The sequence below is a fragment of the Lonsdalea populi genome, from assembly GCF_015999465.1.
GTDB classification, from domain to species: Bacteria; Pseudomonadota; Gammaproteobacteria; order Enterobacterales; family Enterobacteriaceae; genus Lonsdalea; species Lonsdalea populi.
In genome coordinates, this window is the sequence record NZ_CP065534.1 from 1516924 (window position 1) to 1537396 (window position 20473).

General features: G+C 51.9%; 22 protein-coding genes. 15 read left to right on the forward strand and 7 right to left on the reverse strand.

The window, feature by feature from the left end; all coding sequences use genetic code 11:
- Nucleotides 1-7: 7 nt before the first annotated feature.
- The 5 genes from I6N93_RS06590 to pyrC all read right to left on the reverse strand — a co-directional run bounded on the left by I6N93_RS06590 (nt 8) and on the right by pyrC (nt 3623).
- Complete coding sequence (locus I6N93_RS06590) at nt 8-586, reverse strand: YceI family protein (RefSeq protein ID WP_085685988.1); 579 nt, start codon at nt 584-586, stop codon at nt 8-10.
- A 26-nt stretch (nt 587-612) separates the two neighbouring features.
- Nucleotides 613-1167, reverse strand: coding sequence for a cytochrome b (locus I6N93_RS06595; RefSeq protein WP_085685986.1), 555 nt, complete (start codon nt 1165-1167; stop codon nt 613-615).
- A 361-nt stretch (nt 1168-1528) separates the two neighbouring features.
- The gene (gene bssS / locus I6N93_RS06600) at nt 1529-1783 is read right to left on the reverse strand and encodes a biofilm formation regulator BssS (RefSeq protein WP_026740390.1); all 255 of its coding nucleotides are present in this window, start codon (nt 1781-1783) and stop codon (nt 1529-1531) included.
- Between the two features lie 434 nt (nt 1784-2217).
- Nucleotides 2218-2469, reverse strand: a complete 252-nt coding sequence (gene dinI / locus I6N93_RS06605) for a DNA damage-inducible protein I (RefSeq protein WP_085685984.1) — start codon at nt 2467-2469, stop codon at nt 2218-2220.
- Between the two features lie 110 nt (nt 2470-2579).
- Entirely contained in the window at nt 2580-3623 is a 1044-nt protein-coding gene (gene pyrC, locus I6N93_RS06610) for a dihydroorotase (protein ID WP_085685982.1), read from the reverse strand.
- Between the two features lie 183 nt (nt 3624-3806).
- Between pyrC and I6N93_RS06615 the strand changes: the two genes are divergently transcribed.
- Nucleotides 3807-4094, forward strand: a complete 288-nt coding sequence (locus tag I6N93_RS06615) for a putative quinol monooxygenase (RefSeq protein ID WP_085685980.1) — start codon at nt 3807-3809, stop codon at nt 4092-4094.
- 81 nt (nt 4095-4175) lie between these two features.
- Here the strand turns inward: I6N93_RS06615 and rne are convergent, their stop codons facing one another.
- Nucleotides 4176-7283: a ribonuclease E gene (gene rne / locus I6N93_RS06620; RefSeq protein WP_085685978.1), complete on the reverse strand. Its 3108-nt coding sequence runs from the start codon at nt 7281-7283 to the stop codon at nt 4176-4178.
- Nucleotides 7284-7857: 574 nt separating this feature from the next.
- Here rne and rluC point away from each other — a divergent pair.
- A complete protein-coding gene (gene rluC, locus I6N93_RS06625) occupies nt 7858-8814 on the forward strand; it encodes a 23S rRNA pseudouridine(955/2504/2580) synthase RluC (RefSeq protein WP_085685976.1) in 957 nt (318 codons plus the stop codon).
- A gap of 46 nt (nt 8815-8860) precedes the next feature.
- Here rluC and I6N93_RS06630 read toward each other — a convergent pair whose 3' ends face one another.
- Entirely contained in the window at nt 8861-9448 is a 588-nt protein-coding gene (locus tag I6N93_RS06630) for a Maf family protein (RefSeq protein ID WP_085685974.1), read from the reverse strand.
- A 137-nt stretch (nt 9449-9585) separates the two neighbouring features.
- On the opposite strand from I6N93_RS06630, the gene yceD reads away from it, so the two are divergent.
- The 13 genes from yceD (at nt 9586) to I6N93_RS06695 (ending at nt 20179) form a co-directional block, all read left to right on the forward strand.
- Complete coding sequence (gene yceD, locus I6N93_RS06635; protein WP_085685972.1) at nt 9586-10107, forward strand: 23S rRNA accumulation protein YceD; 522 nt, start codon at nt 9586-9588, stop codon at nt 10105-10107.
- 17 nt (nt 10108-10124) lie between these two features.
- The gene (gene rpmF, locus I6N93_RS06640) at nt 10125-10295 is read left to right on the forward strand and encodes a 50S ribosomal protein L32 (protein ID WP_026740382.1); all 171 of its coding nucleotides are present in this window, start codon (nt 10125-10127) and stop codon (nt 10293-10295) included.
- A gap of 26 nt (nt 10296-10321) precedes the next feature.
- Complete coding sequence (plsX, locus tag I6N93_RS06645) at nt 10322-11365, forward strand: phosphate acyltransferase PlsX (protein ID WP_085685971.1); 1044 nt, start codon at nt 10322-10324, stop codon at nt 11363-11365.
- A 6-nt stretch (nt 11366-11371) separates the two neighbouring features.
- Nucleotides 11372-12322 (forward strand): beta-ketoacyl-ACP synthase III, encoded by a 951-nt coding sequence (locus I6N93_RS06650; protein ID WP_085685969.1) that lies wholly within the window; start codon nt 11372-11374, stop codon nt 12320-12322.
- A gap of 20 nt (nt 12323-12342) precedes the next feature.
- Nucleotides 12343-13272, forward strand: a complete 930-nt coding sequence (gene fabD, locus I6N93_RS06655) for an ACP S-malonyltransferase (RefSeq protein WP_085686151.1) — start codon at nt 12343-12345, stop codon at nt 13270-13272.
- A gap of 12 nt (nt 13273-13284) precedes the next feature.
- The gene (gene fabG, locus I6N93_RS06660; RefSeq protein ID WP_085685968.1) at nt 13285-14019 is read left to right on the forward strand and encodes a 3-oxoacyl-ACP reductase FabG; all 735 of its coding nucleotides are present in this window, start codon (nt 13285-13287) and stop codon (nt 14017-14019) included.
- Between the two features lie 153 nt (nt 14020-14172).
- Entirely contained in the window at nt 14173-14409 is a 237-nt protein-coding gene (gene acpP, locus I6N93_RS06665; protein WP_012765204.1) for an acyl carrier protein, read from the forward strand.
- Nucleotides 14410-14486: 77 nt separating this feature from the next.
- Nucleotides 14487-15728 carry a beta-ketoacyl-ACP synthase II gene (fabF, locus tag I6N93_RS06670; RefSeq protein ID WP_085685966.1) on the forward strand — a complete coding sequence of 414 codons (1242 nt, stop codon included), beginning with the start codon at nt 14487-14489 and terminating at the stop codon, nt 15726-15728.
- 125 nt (nt 15729-15853) lie between these two features.
- The gene (gene pabC / locus I6N93_RS06675; RefSeq protein ID WP_085685964.1) at nt 15854-16657 is read left to right on the forward strand and encodes an aminodeoxychorismate lyase; all 804 of its coding nucleotides are present in this window, start codon (nt 15854-15856) and stop codon (nt 16655-16657) included.
- 9 nt (nt 16658-16666) lie between these two features.
- Nucleotides 16667-17695, forward strand: a complete 1029-nt coding sequence (mltG, locus tag I6N93_RS06680; protein ID WP_085685962.1) for an endolytic transglycosylase MltG — start codon at nt 16667-16669, stop codon at nt 17693-17695.
- Complete coding sequence (gene tmk, locus I6N93_RS06685) at nt 17685-18338, forward strand: dTMP kinase (protein ID WP_085685960.1); 654 nt, start codon at nt 17685-17687, stop codon at nt 18336-18338. Before mltG ends, tmk begins: the two co-directional genes overlap by 11 nt.
- Nucleotides 18338-19351, forward strand: a complete 1014-nt coding sequence (gene holB / locus I6N93_RS06690; RefSeq protein WP_085685958.1) for a DNA polymerase III subunit delta' — start codon at nt 18338-18340, stop codon at nt 19349-19351. Before tmk ends, holB begins: the two co-directional genes overlap by 1 nt.
- Before the next feature lie 18 nt (nt 19352-19369).
- Nucleotides 19370-20179 (forward strand): metal-dependent hydrolase, encoded by an 810-nt coding sequence (locus tag I6N93_RS06695; RefSeq protein WP_085685956.1) that lies wholly within the window; start codon nt 19370-19372, stop codon nt 20177-20179.
- The last annotated feature ends 294 nt before the right edge of the window (nt 20180-20473 follow it).

Sequence of the window (20473 nt, forward strand, 5' to 3'; positions counted from 1 at the left end):
GACTGCATTATTTTTGACGGACACCTTCAAGCGAAATAATCAGCTCGACGTCTTGTGAGGAGGGCCCCAGATCCTTAGTGATGTTGAAGTCTTTCAGCTTGATCTTCCCTTTAGCTTCGAAACCTGCACGGTAGTTACCCCATGGATCGTCCCCTTGTCCCAGCAGCTTGGCATCCAGCGTTACCGGCTTGGTGACGCCGTTTAATGTCAGGTTGCCGGTGATATCCAAATCGTCACCCTGCTTTTTCACACTGGTGGAGGTGAAGGTCGCCAGAGGCGCTTTCGCCACGTTCAGGAAATCCGCGCTGCGGATATGTTTGTCACGTTCGGCATGATTAGTATCTACGCTGTCGGTTTTGATCGTCACGTTCACTTTATCAGCAGCTGGATTCGCTTCGTCGAACGTAAAGGTGCCGTCGAAATCTTTGAACGTGCCGTACAACCAGCTGTAGCCCAAATGTTTGATTCGAAATTGTATGAAGGCATGCTGGCCCTCTTTATCAATTTTATAATCCGCAGCAAGGGCGGAACCTGCGTAGGAAACTGATGAAGCCAGTAGTAAACCCAATAACGTTTTCTTTAACATTGGTATTCTCCTAACAATCCCGAGGTTTAATGGACGCTGCGTCTCAGCATCCGCTTTAACGTGCTGTCACGATCGATGAAGTGATGCTTTAGTGCCGCTAATGCATGCAGGACCGACAAAATGACGACGCCCCACGCAAGATAAAAATGGATGTCTCCTGCGACATCGGCCTGACCCCTGAGCCCGCTTAGCATCGCGGGCACGTAAAACCAACCAAACACAGAAATTGGCTGACCTTCCGCCGTCGAAATCAGATAGCCGCTAATAAGAATACTGAACAACAGAAGGTAGAGAAGGATATGCGCCAAAGCGGCGCTAATTCGGGTGAATCGTGAATAACTGGCAAGCGGCGAAGGGGCGGGGCTGATTTTTCGCCATATCACCCTAAACAGCATGACAAGAAAAAGTAGAATGCCAATACTTTTGTGTATTTCGGGTGCCTTGTGGTACCAGGTATCGTAATAGCCTAGCGAGACCATCCATAGACCAAGTGCAAACATGCCGTAGACGGTCAGCGCGACGATCCAGTGAAGTAGCGCGCTGATATGACCGTATTGAGATGACGTATTGCGCCAAAGCATGACCACATTCCTTATCGTGAAGTTGCTATTAAGTCAGAAGAAAATTAAACACAGGTGAAAATAAAATCAATATAAAATTATTGCTTTTAACATGATGATTTTATTTATCAATCATTTTGAATGAGCTATCCCAATGTCTTTCAGCTAAACGACTGCATTACCTAAAATAATAGTCGTCATCGACCTCAATGCGAAAAATAATAGTGCCGAAATTTTTAAACTGTGAGCGGCTTATCGGGAATAAAAATAATTAGAGATGTGAATTATTGAGACAATGGCGTGATTTTATATTCATATAAAAGGCGACACCGCCTCGGGAGGCGGTGTCTCTGGTGATAATAACGCACGATAGAAAAAAACCTTAATGCTTCAGATAATCAATAGGCTCAAATTCATTTGATTCGATTTTGGCAATACCCGCTTCAAGAATATTAATGAGTTGCTTTGCCACATCGGTGGTTAACCACAAAGTACGATCAACCTGAGCTTCATCGGGAGCCTGGTCCGCGGTAGAGAGGTAGTGTAAACGGATCATCATCGCATCGTAGCTATCGACGGTGCTGATATCCCAACCCACAAGTGGATGTGTTTGAATAACTTCACTTTTTATATCCATAATTACCCCTTATGACTAGTTACTAGCGTGAGTGACTAAACGAGGTTCTAGGTGACTCCTATCTATAATTGCTCAATCAGTATATCTCTCCTGACGCTATTTATGGAATTTTATTGTAAACGTTCGCAAAACTGGTCATTTTTTGTTCTTTATTTGGTCGGGTGATTTCCGTTCTGCTGTCAGGCCGATAATTATATTACCTCTGCGGGGCAGGAATTGACCTACAATTCAAATCCTTTTCAGGCAACTCAGCGCACTGATGCACGATCCTTTATTTTGATGAGACGCGTTGAGGATATTGCTGATTTAATTAAATAGCACTCGAATTTTCTATCCAGAGAACCGAGTGCAGTCATCACAAGAAGGGCATATTGCAGTAAAAAAGAGTATGTAAAAATAACAGGCATGTGGCTACAAATGAGAATGAGCGATCTTTACTCGGTGTCGCGTCCTGAAAGAAACCAGTCATCAGCGCTTTCCCAAGTCTCTTGTAGAATCTCGCTGATTTTCTCTTTGTCATCTTTATTGCCACCGAAAACACTGAGATTATTCGACCCGGCATAACGCACCAAAATTGCGGTGTCGGGATAATGTGCTTCAATGCGGTGGCTTAACTCTTTGGTCAAGGCGTCAATAGCGCCGGCGGGCAACTTAACGGTGTTTGCTACAGTGATTTCAACGCGCATAATAACCTCCATACGGGACTGTTTATTTATACAGCTGTCCCTGATAAAACGCAAGAGGTATAAAGTCGAAGAAAAACGAACTTTCCCCTGCCTTTCGGCAGGGTGCTAGCTTATTGGACAGACCAGTTGAGCTGTTGTCCTGCCAGAAAGGGGATGATTTTTTTCCCTTTAGCATCAATGTGTTCTGGGAAGATGATTGGTTCCCGGTATAATTCGATGAAGTCCTCATTAACTGGGAGGCCATAGAAACGCGGACCGTTAAGTGAGCAGAAAGCCTCCAGATGTTCTAGCGCTCCTATTTCCTCAAAGACAGTAGCATATGCACTGAGTGCCGCCTGTGCGTTGAACACGCCTGCGCAGCCGCACGAGGACTCCTTGCTCTGCTGAAGGTGCGGCGCAGAGTCCGTACCTAGAAAGAATTTTCCCGAACCACTGGCTATGGCATCGCGCAGGGCCTGCTGATGCACATTTCTTTTGAGTATAGGCAGGCAGTAGAGGTGAGGACGTATTCCGCCCGCCAACATGTGATTGCGGTTGAACATCAAATGTTGCGGCGTAATGGTGGCCGCCAGATACTCATCGTTAGCCAAAACGTAGTGTGCCGCATCGCGCGTCGTGATGTGTTCGAAAACGACCTTTAGTGCGGGGAAATGTTTGCGTATTGGCTCCATGATGCGATCGATGAAGCAAGCTTCACGATCGAAAATGTCCACCTCGGGATCCGTAACTTCACCATGCACGAGCAAGGGCATTCCTAACTTCTGCATTTGCTCTAGAACCGGATAGATAGCGCGTATGTCTTTCACGCCGTGGCTTGAGTTGGTGGTGGCGTTCGCGGGGTAGAGTTTAGCTGCTGTAAATACCCCTCGTAGGAAACCCTGAGTCAGCTCGTGCGGGTCCAGCGTGTCGGTCAAATAACAGGTCATCAGCGGATGAAAATGATGATCAGAAGGGATAGCGGCAAGAATGCGCGTTCTATAGGCCTCTGCTGCCGCGACGGTGGTGATGGGCGGTGTCAGGTTTGGCATGACTATGGCGCGGCCAAAAACGGTGCTGGTGTAGGGTAATACCGCTTTTAGCATATCATCGTCACGTAGGTGCAGATGCCAGTCGTCGGGACGGCGGATTTTCAGGGCGGTTGGGATGGGGGTCATGGATTTTGCTCCGGCGGTCAGTGATTAACATAGCGGTCATAAGACTGATTACGGCGGGTGACAAGCATAAGCGTAAAGTGGTTGAAATGCACCCGAATGTTTTGAAGTGGTTGAAATTCTTCTTTTATTGGCGTTTCATATTAAAAGAGCTAATACATTCGCAAAACGCGAGAAGAGGAAAAAATGGAAATTCGTGTCGTCGCTTGCCTTCAGGCAAAACCAGAGTACGTGAAAGAAATCACGAATGCGGTAACTCAAGCGGTAGAACCCAGCCGCAAAGAGGCCGGTAATCTGCAGTACGACCTGCATGCGGAAATAGATAAGCCAGGTGCTTTTGTGTTCATTGAGCGTTGGAAAAACAAAGAAGCGTTAGAGATGCATGAAAAAACACCCCACTTCCAGAGGCTGGTCGCCGGTATGGAAGGTAAGACCGTTTCCGTCGATATTAAGCTGATGACCCAGATCGTCTAACACATAAAAAATGCCCGTCATTGACGGGCATTTCAGGAATAAAGCGGGCGCCACGTAGGTTACGTGGCGCTTTTTTTGTGATTACTCTTCAACGGTTGGCTTGGTTGCCGGGGCGCTGGCGCTGTTAACTGAAGCATGGCCACCAGCAGACCCTTTTCCGCTGAAGTCGAACGCGGGACGTTGCCAGTCGCTGGATTTCGGCTCTTCAGGTATATACTGCGGAGCCGGTGCTTTCGTCATCGGCGCTTTTGCGTGATGTTTAAAGCTTGGCCGCGCATCGGATGTCGGCTGAGTCGCTTTTTCGACCGGTTTTTCCGTCACGGCAGGAACAGCCTCTACGGGTTGCTCAACGAGTTCCTCAACCGTCTCGGCAGCTTCCTTTGTCACAGACGCTGCAATTTCAGCGGCTTCAGCGTGGTCATTATCCGCCACGGCGTATTGGACCGGAGCTGGCTCCTCTGCGCTCGCTTCTTCCGCTTTTTGGACATTGTCGTCCGCAGTGACTGTTTCTTCACGCGATACGCGGGTTTCCAACGGCAGCTGAGCGGTCACTTCTTCTTCCGGAGCAATCACATCGCTACTTTGAGTTTCCGTCGACTCGTTGTTTTCTTCTACGATTTCTTCCGCGATCGCGCTAGACAGCAATTCGTATTCCGTCACCGTAGGAATGGTAATCGCATCTTCTGCCTGAACAACAGTTTCTGGCACTTCAGGATGAGGTTGCGTTATAGGGTAGTGAATCCACACTTTGCCCGAGGCCATTTCCGGCGCAGAAGCCGCCTGCTCGACAACCATTGGAGATTGTACCGGATAGCGCTCATCGCGGTAACGGCGACGTCGCTGGCCGCTAACGCGTAGATGGCGCGGCGAACGGCGCGAACGGCGCGGCATGTTATTGTCGCGATTATCTCCACCATTGTTTTCCGAGTTGGTTTCCACTGTGGACGGCGCGGCGATTTCCGTTAACGGGGTGGTCTCAACGGACGGCTTAACTGGGACAGCGCTATCCGCGTCATCTATAACACGAACCTTCTGCGTTAGCTGACGACGTTGACGGCGCGCCATCACCTGAGCGGGCTTCTCCTGCTCTGATGCCGAAGCTTCCGTTTCAGCCACCGCGTTCAGCTCTTTTACTTCCTGCTGAGCTTGGTGCTTGTCTTCCTGTCGGTTACGCTGACGCTCCGCGCGTTGCTCACGGCGTTGCTCTTCGCGCGCTTCTTTTTCCTGTGCATCAACGGTCGGAGTTTGCGTGTCATTGGTTACGTTTTGCGTCCGTTTATTATTACGACGCTGCTGATCGTCGCGTGGCTCACGGGTTTCACGCGGCGTCCGTTCAGTGCGGTCGCGACGATTGCCGGATTGGCGGCGATTATTGTTGCGACGATCCTGACGTGGTTGGTTTTCGCGAACGTCGTTTTCTTCGACCTGAGGCTGTTGCGTTTTTTCTTCCGTTTCAGCTTGAGGTGCCTCGAATATGCCTTTTAAGGATCCGAATAGGCGACGAATGAGACCGGATTTCTGAGGCGCAACGGACTGAGCTTTATGGGCGGCAGCCGGTGTCGGCGTTTCCGTAGGAAGATTATCCGGTAGGGTAAACGTCGCCAGAGCGGGTTGCTCAGGGAGCTTACGCTCGGCAATCTGCTCTTCCTGGGCCTGCTGGACTTCAGCATCCAGCATTTGCGGCAGCATGTAGCTCAGAGCCGGTTTTTCTTCGCCGTTACGGATACGTACAACGGAGTAGTGCGGCGTCTGCATGCCGTCGTGCGGTACGATAACGGCGCGGACGCTGCCTTGACGTTGTTCTATGGCATTAACCGCGTCACGTTTTTCGTTCAGCAGGTAGGAGGCGATCGGAACAGGCACAATCGCCTGCACCTCTTTGGTGTTTTCCTTCAACGCTTCTTCTTCGATTAAACGCAGAATGGACAGAGACAGGGATTCGTTATCGCGAATCGTCCCGGTTCCGCTACAACGCGGACAAACATGATGACTGGATTCGCCCAGCGAAGGACTCAGGCGCTGACGCGACATTTCCAGCAAACCGAAACGTGAAATACGTCCAATTTGAATACGGGCGCGGTCCTGACGGACGGCATCGCGCAGGCGATTCTCAACTTCACGCTGATGGCGGACAGGCGTCATATCGATAAAGTCGATAACGATCAGTCCACCCAAGTCGCGCAGACGCAGCTGACGGGCAATTTCGTCGGACGCTTCCAAGTTGGTGTTGAAAGCGGTTTCTTCGATATCGCCGCCGCGGGTAGCGCGTGCGGAGTTGATATCAATGGCCGTCAACGCCTCGGTCGTGTCGATCACGATGGAGCCGCCGGAAGGCAGACGCACTTCGCGTTGGAAGGCTGACTCTATCTGGGATTCGATCTGATAATGGCTGAACAGTGGGATTTCACCGCTATACAATTTGATCTTGCTGCTGAAATCGGGACGACCCAGTGAGGCGATGTGCTCTTTGGCGCGTTCCAGAATTTTGGGGTTGTCGATCAGGATTTCACCGATGTCCGGGCGCAGATAATCGCGGAAGGCGCGCACAATCACGTTGCTTTCCTGATGGATCAGGAACGGCGCTGGGCGACCTTCAGCGGCTTTCTTGATGGCTTCCCAGTGTTTGATGCGAAACGCCAGGTCCCACTGCAGGGCTTCTGCGGATTTACCTACGCCTGCAGTACGCACAATCAGGCCCATGCCTTCAGGCAGTTGCAGGGAGCTCAGCGCTTCTTTCAGTTCGGTTCTGTCATCGCCTTCTATGCGGCGTGAGATCCCGCCGGCACGAGGGTTATTTGGCATGAGAACAAGGTAGCTACCGGCGAGGCTGATAAACGTTGTCAGCGCCGCGCCTTTGTTGCCGCGTTCCTCTTTATCCACCTGCACAATGACTTCCTGGCCTTCACGCAGAACATCTTTGATGTTTGGGCGGCCATGAGAAGCATAGTGACTGGGAAAGTATTCGCGTGCGATTTCCTTGAGAGGAAGAAAGCCGTGTCGTTCGGCGCCGTAATCAACAAAAGCGGCTTCGAGACTCGGTTCAATACGCGTGATTTTACCTTTATAAATGTTTGCTTTCTTTTGCTCATGGCCCGGACTCTCAATATCCAGATCGTAGAGGCGTTGACCATCAACCAAGGCAACACGCAACTCTTCTTGCTGAGTCGCGTTAATCAACATTCTTTTCATCGTAACTTACTCGTTATTCTTAACTTGCATTATGGATAGAGCTGCCGGTGAAAGCGGGGTGTGACCGGAATGAACCGATGGCCTCGTGGCTTATCGCAGGGGCGTCAACCTCCCGGTTGTCGTCTGCATAGAGACGCATGTTTCGGTAGCCTGTATTTCCTGATGGAAAGCAGCGCATTTATTGCGGGAACAGCTTCTGAAAATAGGTGCCAGATCTGATTCCATTTGCCGGCCAAACTGCTCACCGCAGCTCGCTAACTGCTTGATAAATCGCTACGTCTTACGCCATTGCTGCGTTGTGACTCATCAGGCAAATATAATAATTCCGCAATTTCCCTTGTTTTTCAGGTAAACAGCGCGGAAAGCCGAAGCATTATTCCATTGCTGATATGCCGATAGCAAGGTGACTTTGCCTGTCAAAATGAAGTTATCAACCGCTCTGAGACAGCAATGCACGAAATTCGCGCATCGTCACTGTTACAGAAGCTGACTATTAACTTCATAAGTCAGACTCACAGTTAAGCATAGAAAAAGATGTGGCGCTATCTACCCACGCTCTTTAGAATTCTGGCTCATGAAAACAGAGAACCCATCAGTACAGTTTTTGACAGTCTCCGACGAAGAGTCGGGTCAACGCATCGACAATTTTCTGCGCACAAAATTAAAAGGTGTGCCGAAAAGTATGATTTATCGTATTTTGCGCAAAGGCGAAGTACGTATAAATAAAAAACGGGTGAAGCCAGAGTACAAATTGCTCGACGGCGATATGATCCGCATCCCGCCGGTGAGAACGTCCGAACGTGAAGAAGCACCGGTCTCCGCCGGGCTGGCTAAAGTGTCGGCGTTGGCGGATTGTATTATTTACGAAGATGATTACCTGCTGGTACTCAATAAGCCGTCAGGAACCGCCGTCCACGGGGGGAGCGGTCTCAGTTTCGGAGTTATCGAAGGTCTAAGGGCTCTTCGGCCTGAAGCTCGCTTCCTGGAGCTGGTACACCGTTTGGACAGAGATACCTCCGGCGTCCTGTTGGTCGCTAAGAAACGGTCGGCTTTGCGTGCGCTCCACGAACAACTGCGGAGCAAAGCGGTGCAGAAAGATTATATCGCGCTGGTGCGTGGACAATGGCAATCCCATTGCAAAGTCGTTCAGGCACCGCTGCTGAAAAATATCCTGCAGAGCGGTGAGCGTATCGTCCGCGTCAACAGCGAAGGAAAGCCGTCGGAGACACGCTTTAAGGTTGAGGAACGATTCGAGCACGCTACGCTCGTTAAAGCGAGCCCGGTGACCGGGCGGACACACCAGATTCGCGTACATACTCTCCATGCGGGGCATCCTATCGCTTTTGACGACCGTTATGGCGATCGGGATTTTGACAATTACCTGGCGGATACGGGCCTTAAACGTCTGTTCTTGCATGCTCAGGCTTTGAAGTTCGAACACCCCAGCACCGGCGAGACTTTACGGGTAGAAGCGCCGTTAGATGAAGAATTACGCCGTTGTCTACAAGTCTTGCGCAACCACAAGCCGTAATCGAGTACCGCATCTGTCAGCGAGTCGGGTGCGGTAAACATACAAGTCAGCAAATTAAAAGAGGATTTACGCCCTCCTGTCGGAGCAAGTCTGATAAAGCGATAAGCGGTAGCCCGATCAGCGTATTGGGATCGCGTCCCGAAAGCCGCTCAAACAAAGTAATACCGAGACCCTCGCTCTTAAAACTTCCCGCGCAGTCGAAAGGCCGTTCCTTCTTTATATAGTTATCTATCTCTCTATTCGCCAACGTTCGAAAATGAACCTCATAAGGTTCTACTAGGTAATGCATGTGCCCGCTTTGGCTGTTATACAGCGCAAGCCCGGTATAAAAGGTGACGTGACTGCCGCTGGCCTGACTCAACTGGGCAAAAGCGCGTTCATAATCGTGAGGCTTGCCGGTGATATTGCCGTTCAATACACAGACTTGATCGGAGCCAATAATTAGATGGCTCGGGTAGGCGTCAGCCAACGACCTCGCTTTGGCCATTGCCAGGCGCGCAACCAGCGTGGGAGCATCTTCCTCAGGAAAGGGGGTTTCATCGATACTCGGAGAGGCGAACTGAAAAGAAATATTGAGTTTTTCAAGCAGCGCACGGCGGTAAGGTGACGTTGAAGCGAGAACAATATTAGACATGGTTATAGTAAGATAGTGACCTGAACATAGGGTTCATTCTAAACCGCGTTTAGCTTCCGATGCGAACTCCCGTGAAAGTTTCCATCCCCACCTTTTCCTTTGACTCTATGTCGTTACGACGCTAATATGCGCGCCCTATGCAAAAGGTAAAATTACCCTTAACCCTCGAAGCGGCTCGCACTGCTCAAAAGCGATTAGATTATGTTGGTGTCTATACAGCTGAACAGGTGATGCGGGTTGCCGAATCAGTGGTTAGTGTGGATAGCGATGTCGAAGCGACTTTATCGTTCAACATTGACAACCAGCGTTTGGCTGTTATCGATGGACGTGCCGATGTGACGGTAACCTTACGGTGCCAGCGCTGTGGCAAGCCTTTCGAACATCAGGTCCACGCCACGTTATGTTTTAGCCCGGTCATCAATGATGAGCAGGCCGAAGCCCTGCCGGAAGCGTATGAACCGATCCAGGTCAATGAGTTTGGTGAGGTAGACTTGCTGGCGATGATAGAAGATGAAATTATTCTTTCATTGCCCATCGCACCGGTGCATGATTCTGAACACTGTGAAGTGTCCGAAGCGGACATGGTGTTTGGAGAACTGCCTGAAGAGGCGGAAAAACCAAATCCATTTGCCGTATTAGCTAGTTTAAAGTGTAAGTAATTGAAGGAGTAAGGTCCATGGCCGTACAACAGAATAAACCAACCCGTTCCAAACGTGGTATGCGTCGTGCTCACGATGCTCTGACCACAACTGCCGTATCCGTAGATAAAGTTTCTGGCGAAACTCATCTGCGTCACCACGTAACTGCGGATGGCTACTACCGCGGTCGCAAGGTCATTGCTAAGTAATTCCTGCTTAATCGCAAGGACATGCTTTGACACGCCTGACTCTGGCGTTAGATGCAATGGGCGGGGACTTTGGTCCCTGCGTAACAGTGCCTGCTGCATTGCAGGCACTGGCTTCTAATCCCAATCTTTATCTGCTGCTGGTTGGCGATCCTACAACGCTCACTCCATTACTTAGCAAAGTCGATTCCTCCTTGTTTTCCCGTTTGGAAATCGTACCGGCTGAAACGGTAATAGCGGGCGATGCCAGACCGTCCCAAGCTATACGCGCCAGCCGTGGTTCTTCCATGCGAATTGCATTGGAGCTTATCAAGGAAGGGCGTGCTCAGGCTTGCGTAAGTGCTGGGAACACCGGAGCGCTTATGGGGCTAGCAAAATTGTTGTTGAAGCCGGCTGACGGTATTGAACGTCCGGCGCTAGTAACGATGTTGCCGCATCAACAGCATGGTAAGACGGTCGTTCTGGATCTGGGCGCCAACGTGGAGTGCGACAGCACCATGCTTGTGCAGTTTGCCGTGATGGGGGCGGTCATGGCGGAAGAGGTTCTGGGACTGAGCAACCCCAGGGTGGCGCTGTTAAACATTGGTGAAGAAGAAAGTAAAGGGCTAAATAACATCCGCGAGGCTGCGGCGCGTTTGAAAGCGACATCGTCTATTAACTACACCGGTTACCTGGAAGGCAACGAGCTACTGACCGGCAAAACGGATGTTATGGTGTGTGATGGGTTCGTTGGCAACGTCACGCTAAAGACGATGGAAGGCGTCGTTAGAATGTTTCTGTCTCTTCTGAAATCCTCCTCAGGTTCAGATCGTAGACAAAAACAGTCTTGGTGGCTGAAATTATTGGGACGCTGGTTGCAAAAACGTCTATCCAGGCGTTTTGGCCACCTAAACCCTGACCACTATAACGGGGCTTGTCTGCTAGGATTACGTGGGACAGTGATAAAGAGCCATGGAGCTGCAAACCTGAATGCGTTTGCGGTAGCGATTGAACAGGCAGTGCAGACGGTACAACGACGGATTCCCGAAAGAATCGCCGCACGACTCACGTCTGTATTACCCAAGAGTGATTGAGCTTACATGTATACAAAAATTATTGGAACGGGAAGCTATTTACCCGAACAAATCAGGACGAATGCTGATTTAGAGAAAATGGTGGATACGTCAGACGAGTGGATTGTGACTCGCACCGGTATCCGCGAACGCCGCATCGCAGGGCCGAACGAAAGTGTGGCCACCATGGGTTTCCATGCAGCGCAAAAAGCGCTTGAAATGGCCGGTGTCGATAAAAGCAAAGTCGGACTTCTGATCGTTGCAACGACCTCTTCCAGCCATGCATTCCCGAGTTCGGCCTGCCAGGTTCAGCAGATGCTGGACATTCAGGACACGATTGCATTCGATTTGGCGGCTGCCTGCGCAGGCTTCACCTACGCACTAAGCGTGGCTGACCAGTATGTTAAGAGTGGCTCCGTTGATTATGCTCTGGTGATCGGCGCCGACGCGTTAACGCGTACTTTGGATCCGGAAGATCGTGGAACGATGATTCTGTTCGGCGACGGCGCTGGCGCCGTCGTGTTATCCCGCTCTAAAGAGCCAGGCATCCTTTCTACGCATTTACATGCCGACGGCCACTACGGCCAGCTTCTGTCTTTGCCGTACCAGGCGCGCACCAACAAAACGCCGGAATATCTGACAATGGCGGGCAATGAAGTCTTCAAAATCGCCGTTAAGGAGCTGGCTCACATTGTTGAAGAAACGCTGGTGGCGGCAAAACTGGACAAAGCCGAGCTGGATTGGCTGGTTCCGCATCAGGCAAACCTGCGTATTATCAATGCGACAGCCAAAAAACTGGGCATGGGCATGGATAAAGTGGTGATCACGCTCGATCGCCATGGCAATACCTCTGCCGCTTCAGTACCCGCGGCGTTGGATGAAGCCGTGCGTGACGGACGTATCAAACGCGGACAGCTGGTATTACTTGAAGCTTTCGGCGGTGGATTTACCTGGGGTTCTGCTCTGTTTCGATTTTGATTAAACAGGACTTTCTGATTATGACGCATTTTGCAATGGTGTTCCCGGGACAAGGCTCCCAATCAGTCGGCATGCTGGCTGAACTGGCGGAGACGAATTCGGTAGTCAAGGACACATTCGATGAAGCTTCCTCCGTGCTGGGTTACGACCTGTGGCAACTGGCTCAAGAGGGCCCGATAGAAGAATTGAACAAAACTTGGCAAACGCAGCCAGCGCTATTGACCGCCTCGGTCGCCATCTGGCGCGCCTGGCAGCAGCAGGGCGGTAAAACACCAGCACTGATGGCAGGCCATAGTCTGGGTGAATATTCTGCTTTGGTTTGCGCTGGCGTAATGGACTTCAAGCAGGCGGTCAGTCTGGTGCAGTTACGCGGCAAGCTGATGCAGGAAGCGGTGCCGGAAAATACGGGTGCCATGTATGCCATTATCGGCCTTGATAACGACACCATCGCTGCGGCCTGTGCCGAAGCTGCTCAGGGACAAGTTGTCTCACCGGTGAACTTCAACTCTCCGGGGCAGGTGGTTATCGCAGGCAATAAAGAAGCCGTTGAACGTGCTGGCGCCGCTTGTAAGGCCGCTGGGGCGAAACGAGCGCTACCGCTACCGGTCAGCGTGCCTTCCCATTGCGCGCTGATGGAACCCGCTGCACGTAAGCTGGCTGAAGCGCTGGAGGACGTCACTTTCAACGCGCCTCAAATTCCCGTTGTGAACAATGTGGACGTCCGTGCTGAAACGTCGGCGGAAGCCATCCGCAGCGCGCTGGTGCGCCAGCTTTCCAACCCTGTTCGCTGGACTGAGTGCGTCGAGTACATCGCCGCTCAGGACGTGCAGAAACTTTTAGAAGTTGGGCCGGGTAAAGTACTGACCGGACTAACTAAACGAATCGTGGATACGCTGACTGCGTCCGCAGTCAATGATTCCGCTTCCTTATCAACAGCCCTTGATCAATAAACGGAATAGATGATGAGCTTTGACGGAAAAATTGTTCTTGTAACCGGTGCTAGTCGTGGCATTGGTCGTGCTATCGCGGAGTCACTGGTCGTGCGCGGTGCGAAAGTGATGGGGACGGCGACGAGCGAAAAAGGAGCCGCCGATATCAGCGGATGGCTGGGGGAGAACGGTAAAGGATATGTCCTGAATGTCGCGGATATGTCCTCGATCGAAATGACTTTGGCTTCTATCAAGTCGGAATTTGGCGATATCGACATTCTGGTGAATAACGCTGGCATCACCCGCGATAATCTGCTGATTCGCATGAAAGATGAAGAGTGGCAGGACGTGCTGGATACGAACCTGCGTTCTGTATTTCGCTTATCCAAAGCCGTTTTGCGTTCCATGATGAAAAAGCGTTTTGGCCGTATCATCACTATCGGCTCAGTGGTCGGCACCAGCGGTAATCCTGGGCAGTCCAACTATTCGGCCGCTAAAGCCGGGCTGGTTGGGTTCAGCAAATCTTTGGCGCAGGAAGTGGCCTCTCGTGGCGTAACCGTCAACGTTGTAGCTCCGGGTTTTATTGAAACCGATATGACTCGAGCATTGACAGATGAGCAGCGTGCGGGCATTTTGGCTGGTGTTCCTGCTGGACGCCTGGGTGATGCGAAAGAAATTGCCAGTGCTGTTACGTTCTTAGCTTCTGAAGAAGCGGGTTACATCACCGGAGAAACATTGCATGTTAATGGCGGCATGTATATGATCTGATAAGTCAGATTATATTTGCTTGAATTTGCAGCGAAATCTGCAAAAAGCACAAAATCCTGGCTCGACCAGTACTGATTTTGTTGCATCTTTTTCAACATTTTATACACTACGAAAACCATCGCGAAAGCGAGTTTTGATAGGAAATTTAAGAGTATGAGCACTATCGAAGAACGCGTTAAGAAAATCATCGTTGAACAGCTTGGTGTTAAGCCGGAAGAAGTCGTAAACAATGCTTCCTTCGTTGATGACCTCGGCGCTGATTCTCTTGACACCGTTGAGCTGGTAATGGCTTTGGAAGAAGAGTTTGATACCGAGATTCCAGACGAAGAAGCTGAAAAAATCACTACTGTTCAGGCAGCGATTGATTTCATTCAGGCAAACCAGCAGTAACGAACATATCTAGGCGGTCATTCGACCGCCTAAGTTCCCTTTAATACCTCGGTATTTTCCCTCCCTGGAGGATCAGCGTGTCTAAGCGTCGTGTAGTTGTGACTGGTCTGGGCATGTTATCTCCTGTCGGCAACACAGTTGAGTCAACTTGGAAGGCTTTGCTTGCCGGTCAGAGTGGTATCAAACCCATTGAACATTTCGATACTAGTGCCTATGCAACACGTTTTGCTGGCTTAGTTGAAGACTTTAATAGTGAAGAATTCATTTCGCGTAAAGATGCTCGCAAGATGGATGCTTTTATTCAGTACGGCATCGTGGCCGGTATTCAGGCTATGAAAGACTCAGGCCTAGAAGTCACAGAAGCCAATGCCGGACGTATTGGTGCTGCCATTGGTTCGGGTATTGGCGGTCTGGGACTGATTGAGGAAAACTACGCGGCTCTGGTACGTGGCGGCCCTCGTAAAATCAGTCCTTTCTTTGTCCCTTCCACCATCGTCAACATGGTTGCCGGTCATTTGAGCATCATGTTCGGTCTGCAAGGACCAAGCATCTCCATCGCGACTGCTTGTACTTCTGGCGTACATAACATCGGTCATGCTGCCCGTATCATCGCTTATGGCGATGCTGACGCCATGCTGGCCGGTGGTGCGGAAAAAGCAAGTACTCCGTTGGGTGTGGGGGGATTTGGCGCAGCCCGTGCGCTTTCAACCCGCAACGATGACCCGCAGGCGGCAAGTCGTCCTTGGGACAAAGACCGGGACGGTTTCGTTCTGGGCGATGGAGCCGGTATTATGGTGCTGGAAGAGTACGAGCATGCTAAACGCCGCGGCGCTAAAATTTATGCTGAAATCACCGGCTTTGGCATGAGCAGCGATGCGTACCATATGACGTCACCGCCGTCAGATGGTGCTGGTGCCGCGCAGGCAATGGTCAATGCGTTCCGTGATGCTAATATCACCGCAGAACAAGTGGGCTATATCAACGCGCACGGCACGTCGACTCCGGTTGGCGACAAAGCCGAAACTCAGGCGGTGAAATCCGTCTTCGGCGATAGCGCATCACGTGTGATGGTCAGCTCGACCAAGTCAATGACAGGTCACCTGCTGGGTGCAGCTGGAGCAGTGGAATCCATTATGTGTGTTCTCGCGCTGCGCGATCAGGCTATTCCGCCGACGATCAACCTTGATAACCCGGATGAGGGTTGCGACCTGGATTTCGTGCCTCATGAAGCTCGTCAGGTTTCCGGCATGGAATACGTGCTGTGTAACTCATTCGGATTCGGTGGTACCAATGGTTCATTGGTCTTCCGCAAAGTCTGACGTCAGAACTTGATGAAAGCCCGGATCTTCCGGGCTTTTTTTTGCCTGAATAAAAAGGCTAAGGTTAATTTTCCTTGGTCGTGAGTTTGAGCTCACTCTTTCTGTCATAAAGTGGAATTGAATCTATGTGGTTGATTAATGGGGTATTAGACCAGTATTTGCCCGCTTCTGATCGTAGCGTACAGTACGGCGACGGCTGTTTTACCACGGCTCGGGTGCTCAACGGACGTGTGGTGTGGCTCGAATGCCATATTCAGCGACTACAGCACGCGGCACTGGTGCTGATGCTTCCGGATATCGACTGGGACTTGTTGTCGGCAGAGATGCAACAGGCTGCTGAGGGGAAGACGAGCGGTGTGGTAAAAGCCATCGTGACTCGTGGCGTGGGGGGAAGAGGGTACAGTCCTCTGGGATGTGAAGCACCGGTACGGATGGTCATGCACAGTGGTTACCCTGAGCATTACGAGAACTGGCGTCGGGATGGCATCTCTTTGTCGCTCAGCCCGGTAAAATTAGCGCGAAGCCCGCTCTTTGCCGGCATAAAACATTTGAACCGTTTGGAGCAGGTGATGATCCGCCGACACCTCGACCAGCAGCAGGAGGCTGACGAGGCCCTGGTGCTTGACACTCACGATAGGCTAGTGGAATGCTGTGCGGCCAATTTATTTTGGCGCAGCGGCAAACAGGTTTTTACTCCGGACGTTTCGCAGTCCGGCGTCGATGGCCTGACACGTCGCCATATTATGAAATTGCTGGAACAATCGGACTATCAGTTGCAGGTCGTCGCCGCGCCGCTGGATGCGCTGGCGGCGGCTGACGAAGTGATTATCTGTAATGCTTTGATGCCCGTAATGTCTGTCAATCGGGCCGAAGCCTGGTGTTATCGCTCACGAGAGCTGTATGACTTTCTGAGCCCTAACTGTGAGTAATGAAATGTTATGAAGAGATTGAAAATCGGAATTGGGTGCATCTGTCTCGCGGTTGTTGGGGCCGTTATTCTGTGGAAACAGATTCAGCAGTTCGCCGCCTCTTCGCTCAAGATCACTCAGGAAACCATTTTTACTCTCCCGGCGGGAGCCGGTCACGAAGCGCTTGCACAACGACTCGCTGATCAGCAGATTCTATCGGCCAGCTGGCGTTTTCCCGTATTGTTGCGGCTGGAACCCGATCTGGCCAATTTCAAAGCCGGCACCTACCGTCTACAGCCCGGAATGACGGTTCGCCAGATGCTGGCCTTGCTGGACAGTGGTAAAGAGGCGCAGTTCGCCATTCGTTTTGTTGAAGGATCGCGACTGCGTGACTGGTTGGCGGCGATACAGCAGGCGCCTTATCTCAAAAAAACGCTGACCGGCAAGAGCCCGCAGGAGATTGCCGAGGCGATCGGCATCAAGGACCAGAGCAATCCTGAAGGCTGGTTTTATCCGGACACCTATCTGCACACCGCCGGCATGGCGGATAAAACTTTGCTGGCGCGCGCCTTCCAGCGTATGGATCAAATCGTCGATGAAGTCTGGCAAGGGCGCCAGGACGGGCTGCCTTACAAAAATAAGGAAGAGTTGCTGACGATGGCGTCGATCATTGAAAAGGAAACGGCCATCGGCAGCGAAAGAGCCTTGATTGCGTCCGTGTTCATCAACCGCCTGCGCTTAGGTATGCGTTTGCAGACGGATCCTACGGTGATTTACGGCATGGGAGAACGCTATAATGGCACCATCACGCGCAGCGCTCTTGATACGCCGACAGCATATAACACCTACGTCATCAGCGGTCTGCCGCCGACGCCGATAGCCATGCCGGGCAGAGCGTCGTTGGACGCCGCGGCGCATCCGGAAAAAACGCACTATCTCTATTTTGTTGCGGATGGAAAGGGGGGACACACGTTCACCACCAATTTATCCGACCACAATCGCGCGGTACGGGAATACCGTAACGCGTCGGTAGCCGTAAAGGAAAAGCATGCACAGTAAATTCATTGTCATCGAAGGGCTGGAAGGGGCCGGAAAAACCAGCGCTCGTAATGTGGTGGTGGCTACCCTGCGTCAGTTTGGCATTGAAGATGTCGTCTTCACCCGAGAGCCGGGCGGTACACCGCTGGCTGAGCAATTGCGAACCCTGATTAAACAAGGGATTGAAGGTGAAAAACTAACGGACAAGGCTGAACTGTTGATGCTCTACGCCGCGCGGGTGCAATTAGTGGAAAACGTCATTAAGCCCGCGTTGCGGCGGGGCGCCTGGGTGGTCGGCGATCGTCACGATCTCTCCTCTCAGGCCTATCAGGGCGGCGGTCGCGGAATGGATCACGCCTTGATGACGTCACTGCGCGACACGGTACTGGGCGATTTTCGGCCCGATATGACCCTCTATCTCGATCTTCCTCCGGCCGTTGGCTTACAGCGAGCGCGTCAGCGCGGAGCGCTCGATCGTATTGAGCAGGAGTCGCTGGCGTTTTTCGACCGCACCCGAGCACGTTATCAGGCGCTGGCCGCCGACGATCCCAGTATTGTAACGATCGATGCCGGGCAAACGCTGGAGAACGTGAGTCAAGATATTCATCAGGCGCTCGCCGAGTGGTTGACTCATCTTGGCCTGACCTGTGGGGAATCGGGCTGATGGAATGGTATCCGTGGCTAAATGCCCCCTACCGCCAGTTGCTGACGCAGCATCAGGCCGGTCGAGGTCACCATGCGCTGCTTATCCATGCGCTGGCCGGAATGGGCGAGTCTTCCTTAAGCTATGCTTTGAGCCGCTGGCTGATGTGCCGACAGCCGGAGGGAATGAAAAGCTGCGGGCACTGTCACTCATGCCGGTTAATGAGCGCGGACACGCACCCGGACTGGCATACCCTCACCCTAGAAAAAGGCAAACAGAGCCTGGGTGTGGATGTCGTGCGTACAGTGCTCGAAAAAGTGTATCAGCGTTCGCGTCAGGGTGGGGCGAAAGTCGTTAGCCTGCCTCAGGCTGAGTTGTTGACCGAAGCGGCGGCTAACGCTCTACTGAAAACGCTTGAAGAGCCGCCTCAGGACACCTATTTCATTCTGGGTTGCCGGGATCCGTCGCGGCTGTTGGCGACGCTGCGCAGCCGGTGTTCGTACTCTTACTTGCCTGTCCCAGAGGAGGCGCACGCCATGCATTGGCTGCGTCAACGCGGACATACGGACGAGCCGGCGTTGTACACGGCGTTGCGACTTTATGCGGGAGCGCCGCTGGCGGCGGAGCATCTACTGCAACCGGGACAGTGGAAACCCCGTCTCACGCTGTGCCAGTCGCTTTCGGCTTGTCTGGCTCAGCGGGACATGTTGTCTCTGGTGACGCCGCTAAACGGAGACAATACCGATGAACGTATTCATTGGGTGGCTTCGCTATTTTTGGATGCGTTGAAATGCCATCAGAGTGCGAGCTCACATTTAGTCAATCAGGATCAGCTTGCGCTGGTTGAACAGCTGGCGAGGGCATTGACTCCTGACCAACTGCTGTTCGCGCTGCAACGTTGGTTGCAGTGTCGCCACCAGCTACGCACCATCACGGGAGCCAATCGGGAACTGCTGCTGACCTCTCTGTTGCTTGACTGGGAACAGAGTTTGTCGGAATCGTCTCCCCGGTTGCCTCATCCTTTTACTGCCTAACACTATCGGATAGCCATTATGTTGTTCGTTGATTCCCACTGCCATCTCGATGGTCTTGATTATCATTCTCTGCACCGAGACGTCTCTGATGTGCTGACGAAAGCCGAAGAGCGGGATGTTCGTTTCTTCCTGGCCGTCGCCACCACCTTACCGGGCTTCCGCTCGATGAAAACCTTGATCGGCGAAAGAGAGAACGTCGCCTTTTCTTGCGGCGTGCATCCCCTCAGCGTGGAAGAGCCTTATGACTACGCTGAATTGCGTGAACTGGCCGTCTTGCCCGAGGTGGTCGCTCTGGGTGAAACCGGGCTGGATTATCACTACGAACAGGACCCGGAGGCCATAGCTCGTCAGCAGTCCTCTTTCCGTGAGCATATACGCATCGGACGTGAGCTGGACAAGCCGGTCATCGTCCATACGCGTTCAGCGCGCGCCGATACGCTGGCTATTCTGGCGGAGGAACACGCCAACGAATGCTGCGGTGTTTTACACTGCTTCACCGAAGATAAAGACACCGCCGAGAAGCTGCTGGATATGGGATTCTATATCTCGTTTTCCGGTATCGTGACCTTTCGCGCGGCAGAGGCGCTGCGAGAGGTGGCGCGGTATGTGCCGTTGGACCGCATGCTGATCGAAACGGATTCCCCCTGGTTGGCACCGGTGCCGTATCGGGGCAAAGAAAACCAGCCAGCCTACGTTCGCGATGTGGCGGAGTATCTGGCGGTGCTTAAAAATGTCAGCCTCGACACGCTGGCGGAAACCACCAGCGCCAACTTTGCGGACCTATTCCACATCGATCCTGCACGGTTGAGTTCTGCCAGCTGTGGATAAGCAGGGTCGGTTTTTTTCGGACTTCGTAATTAATTGGGTAGATGGGTAGCCGGTCTTCAGAAAGATGCCTGGAATTTGTTAGTGTTTTTAGATGTTGATCACAAAAAATGCAACTCATGTAATAAATACAGCGCGTTGTTGTGTTGAAACGTGACAGCTATCAAACATTAGGCTCAACATTTATTTTACCCTGCGTAAAAAATAAAAGGATGCTGAGACATCCTTGCACTCTGAAGGATATCCTCCCACCTTCGCATGACGTATCAGAAGTAAAGCACTATCACTCAGGAGCAC

What these genes read in the sequence shown, in the direction of transcription:
- I6N93_RS06590 (WP_085685988.1), bottom strand. Translation starts at nt 586, where the DNA reads ATGTTAAAGAAAACGTTATTGGGTTTACTACTGGCTTCATCAGTTTCC.
- I6N93_RS06595 (WP_085685986.1), bottom strand. Translation starts at nt 1,167, where the DNA reads ATGCTTTGGCGCAATACGTCATCTCAATACGGTCATATCAGCGCGCTA.
- bssS (WP_026740390.1), bottom strand. Translation starts at nt 1,783, where the DNA reads ATGGATATAAAAAGTGAAGTTATTCAAACACATCCACTTGTGGGTTGG.
- dinI (WP_085685984.1), bottom strand. Translation starts at nt 2,469, where the DNA reads ATGCGCGTTGAAATCACTGTAGCAAACACCGTTAAGTTGCCCGCCGGC.
- pyrC (WP_085685982.1), bottom strand. Translation starts at nt 3,623, where the DNA reads ATGACCCCCATCCCAACCGCCCTGAAAATCCGCCGTCCCGACGACTGG.
- I6N93_RS06615 (WP_085685980.1), top strand. Translation starts at nt 3,807, where the DNA reads ATGGAAATTCGTGTCGTCGCTTGCCTTCAGGCAAAACCAGAGTACGTG.
- rne (WP_085685978.1), bottom strand. Translation starts at nt 7,283, where the DNA reads ATGAAAAGAATGTTGATTAACGCGACTCAGCAAGAAGAGTTGCGTGTT.
- rluC (WP_085685976.1), top strand. Translation starts at nt 7,858, where the DNA reads ATGAAAACAGAGAACCCATCAGTACAGTTTTTGACAGTCTCCGACGAA.
- I6N93_RS06630 (WP_085685974.1), bottom strand. Translation starts at nt 9,448, where the DNA reads ATGTCTAATATTGTTCTCGCTTCAACGTCACCTTACCGCCGTGCGCTG.
- yceD (WP_085685972.1), top strand. Translation starts at nt 9,586, where the DNA reads ATGCAAAAGGTAAAATTACCCTTAACCCTCGAAGCGGCTCGCACTGCT.
- rpmF (WP_026740382.1), top strand. Translation starts at nt 10,125, where the DNA reads ATGGCCGTACAACAGAATAAACCAACCCGTTCCAAACGTGGTATGCGT.
- I6N93_RS06650 (WP_085685969.1), top strand. Translation starts at nt 11,372, where the DNA reads ATGTATACAAAAATTATTGGAACGGGAAGCTATTTACCCGAACAAATC.
- fabD (WP_085686151.1), top strand. Translation starts at nt 12,343, where the DNA reads ATGACGCATTTTGCAATGGTGTTCCCGGGACAAGGCTCCCAATCAGTC.
- fabG (WP_085685968.1), top strand. Translation starts at nt 13,285, where the DNA reads ATGAGCTTTGACGGAAAAATTGTTCTTGTAACCGGTGCTAGTCGTGGC.
- acpP (WP_012765204.1), top strand. Translation starts at nt 14,173, where the DNA reads ATGAGCACTATCGAAGAACGCGTTAAGAAAATCATCGTTGAACAGCTT.
- pabC (WP_085685964.1), top strand. Translation starts at nt 15,854, where the DNA reads ATGTGGTTGATTAATGGGGTATTAGACCAGTATTTGCCCGCTTCTGAT.
- mltG (WP_085685962.1), top strand. Translation starts at nt 16,667, where the DNA reads ATGAAGAGATTGAAAATCGGAATTGGGTGCATCTGTCTCGCGGTTGTT.
- tmk (WP_085685960.1), top strand. Translation starts at nt 17,685, where the DNA reads ATGCACAGTAAATTCATTGTCATCGAAGGGCTGGAAGGGGCCGGAAAA.
- holB (WP_085685958.1), top strand. Translation starts at nt 18,338, where the DNA reads ATGGAATGGTATCCGTGGCTAAATGCCCCCTACCGCCAGTTGCTGACG.
- I6N93_RS06695 (WP_085685956.1), top strand. Translation starts at nt 19,370, where the DNA reads ATGTTGTTCGTTGATTCCCACTGCCATCTCGATGGTCTTGATTATCAT.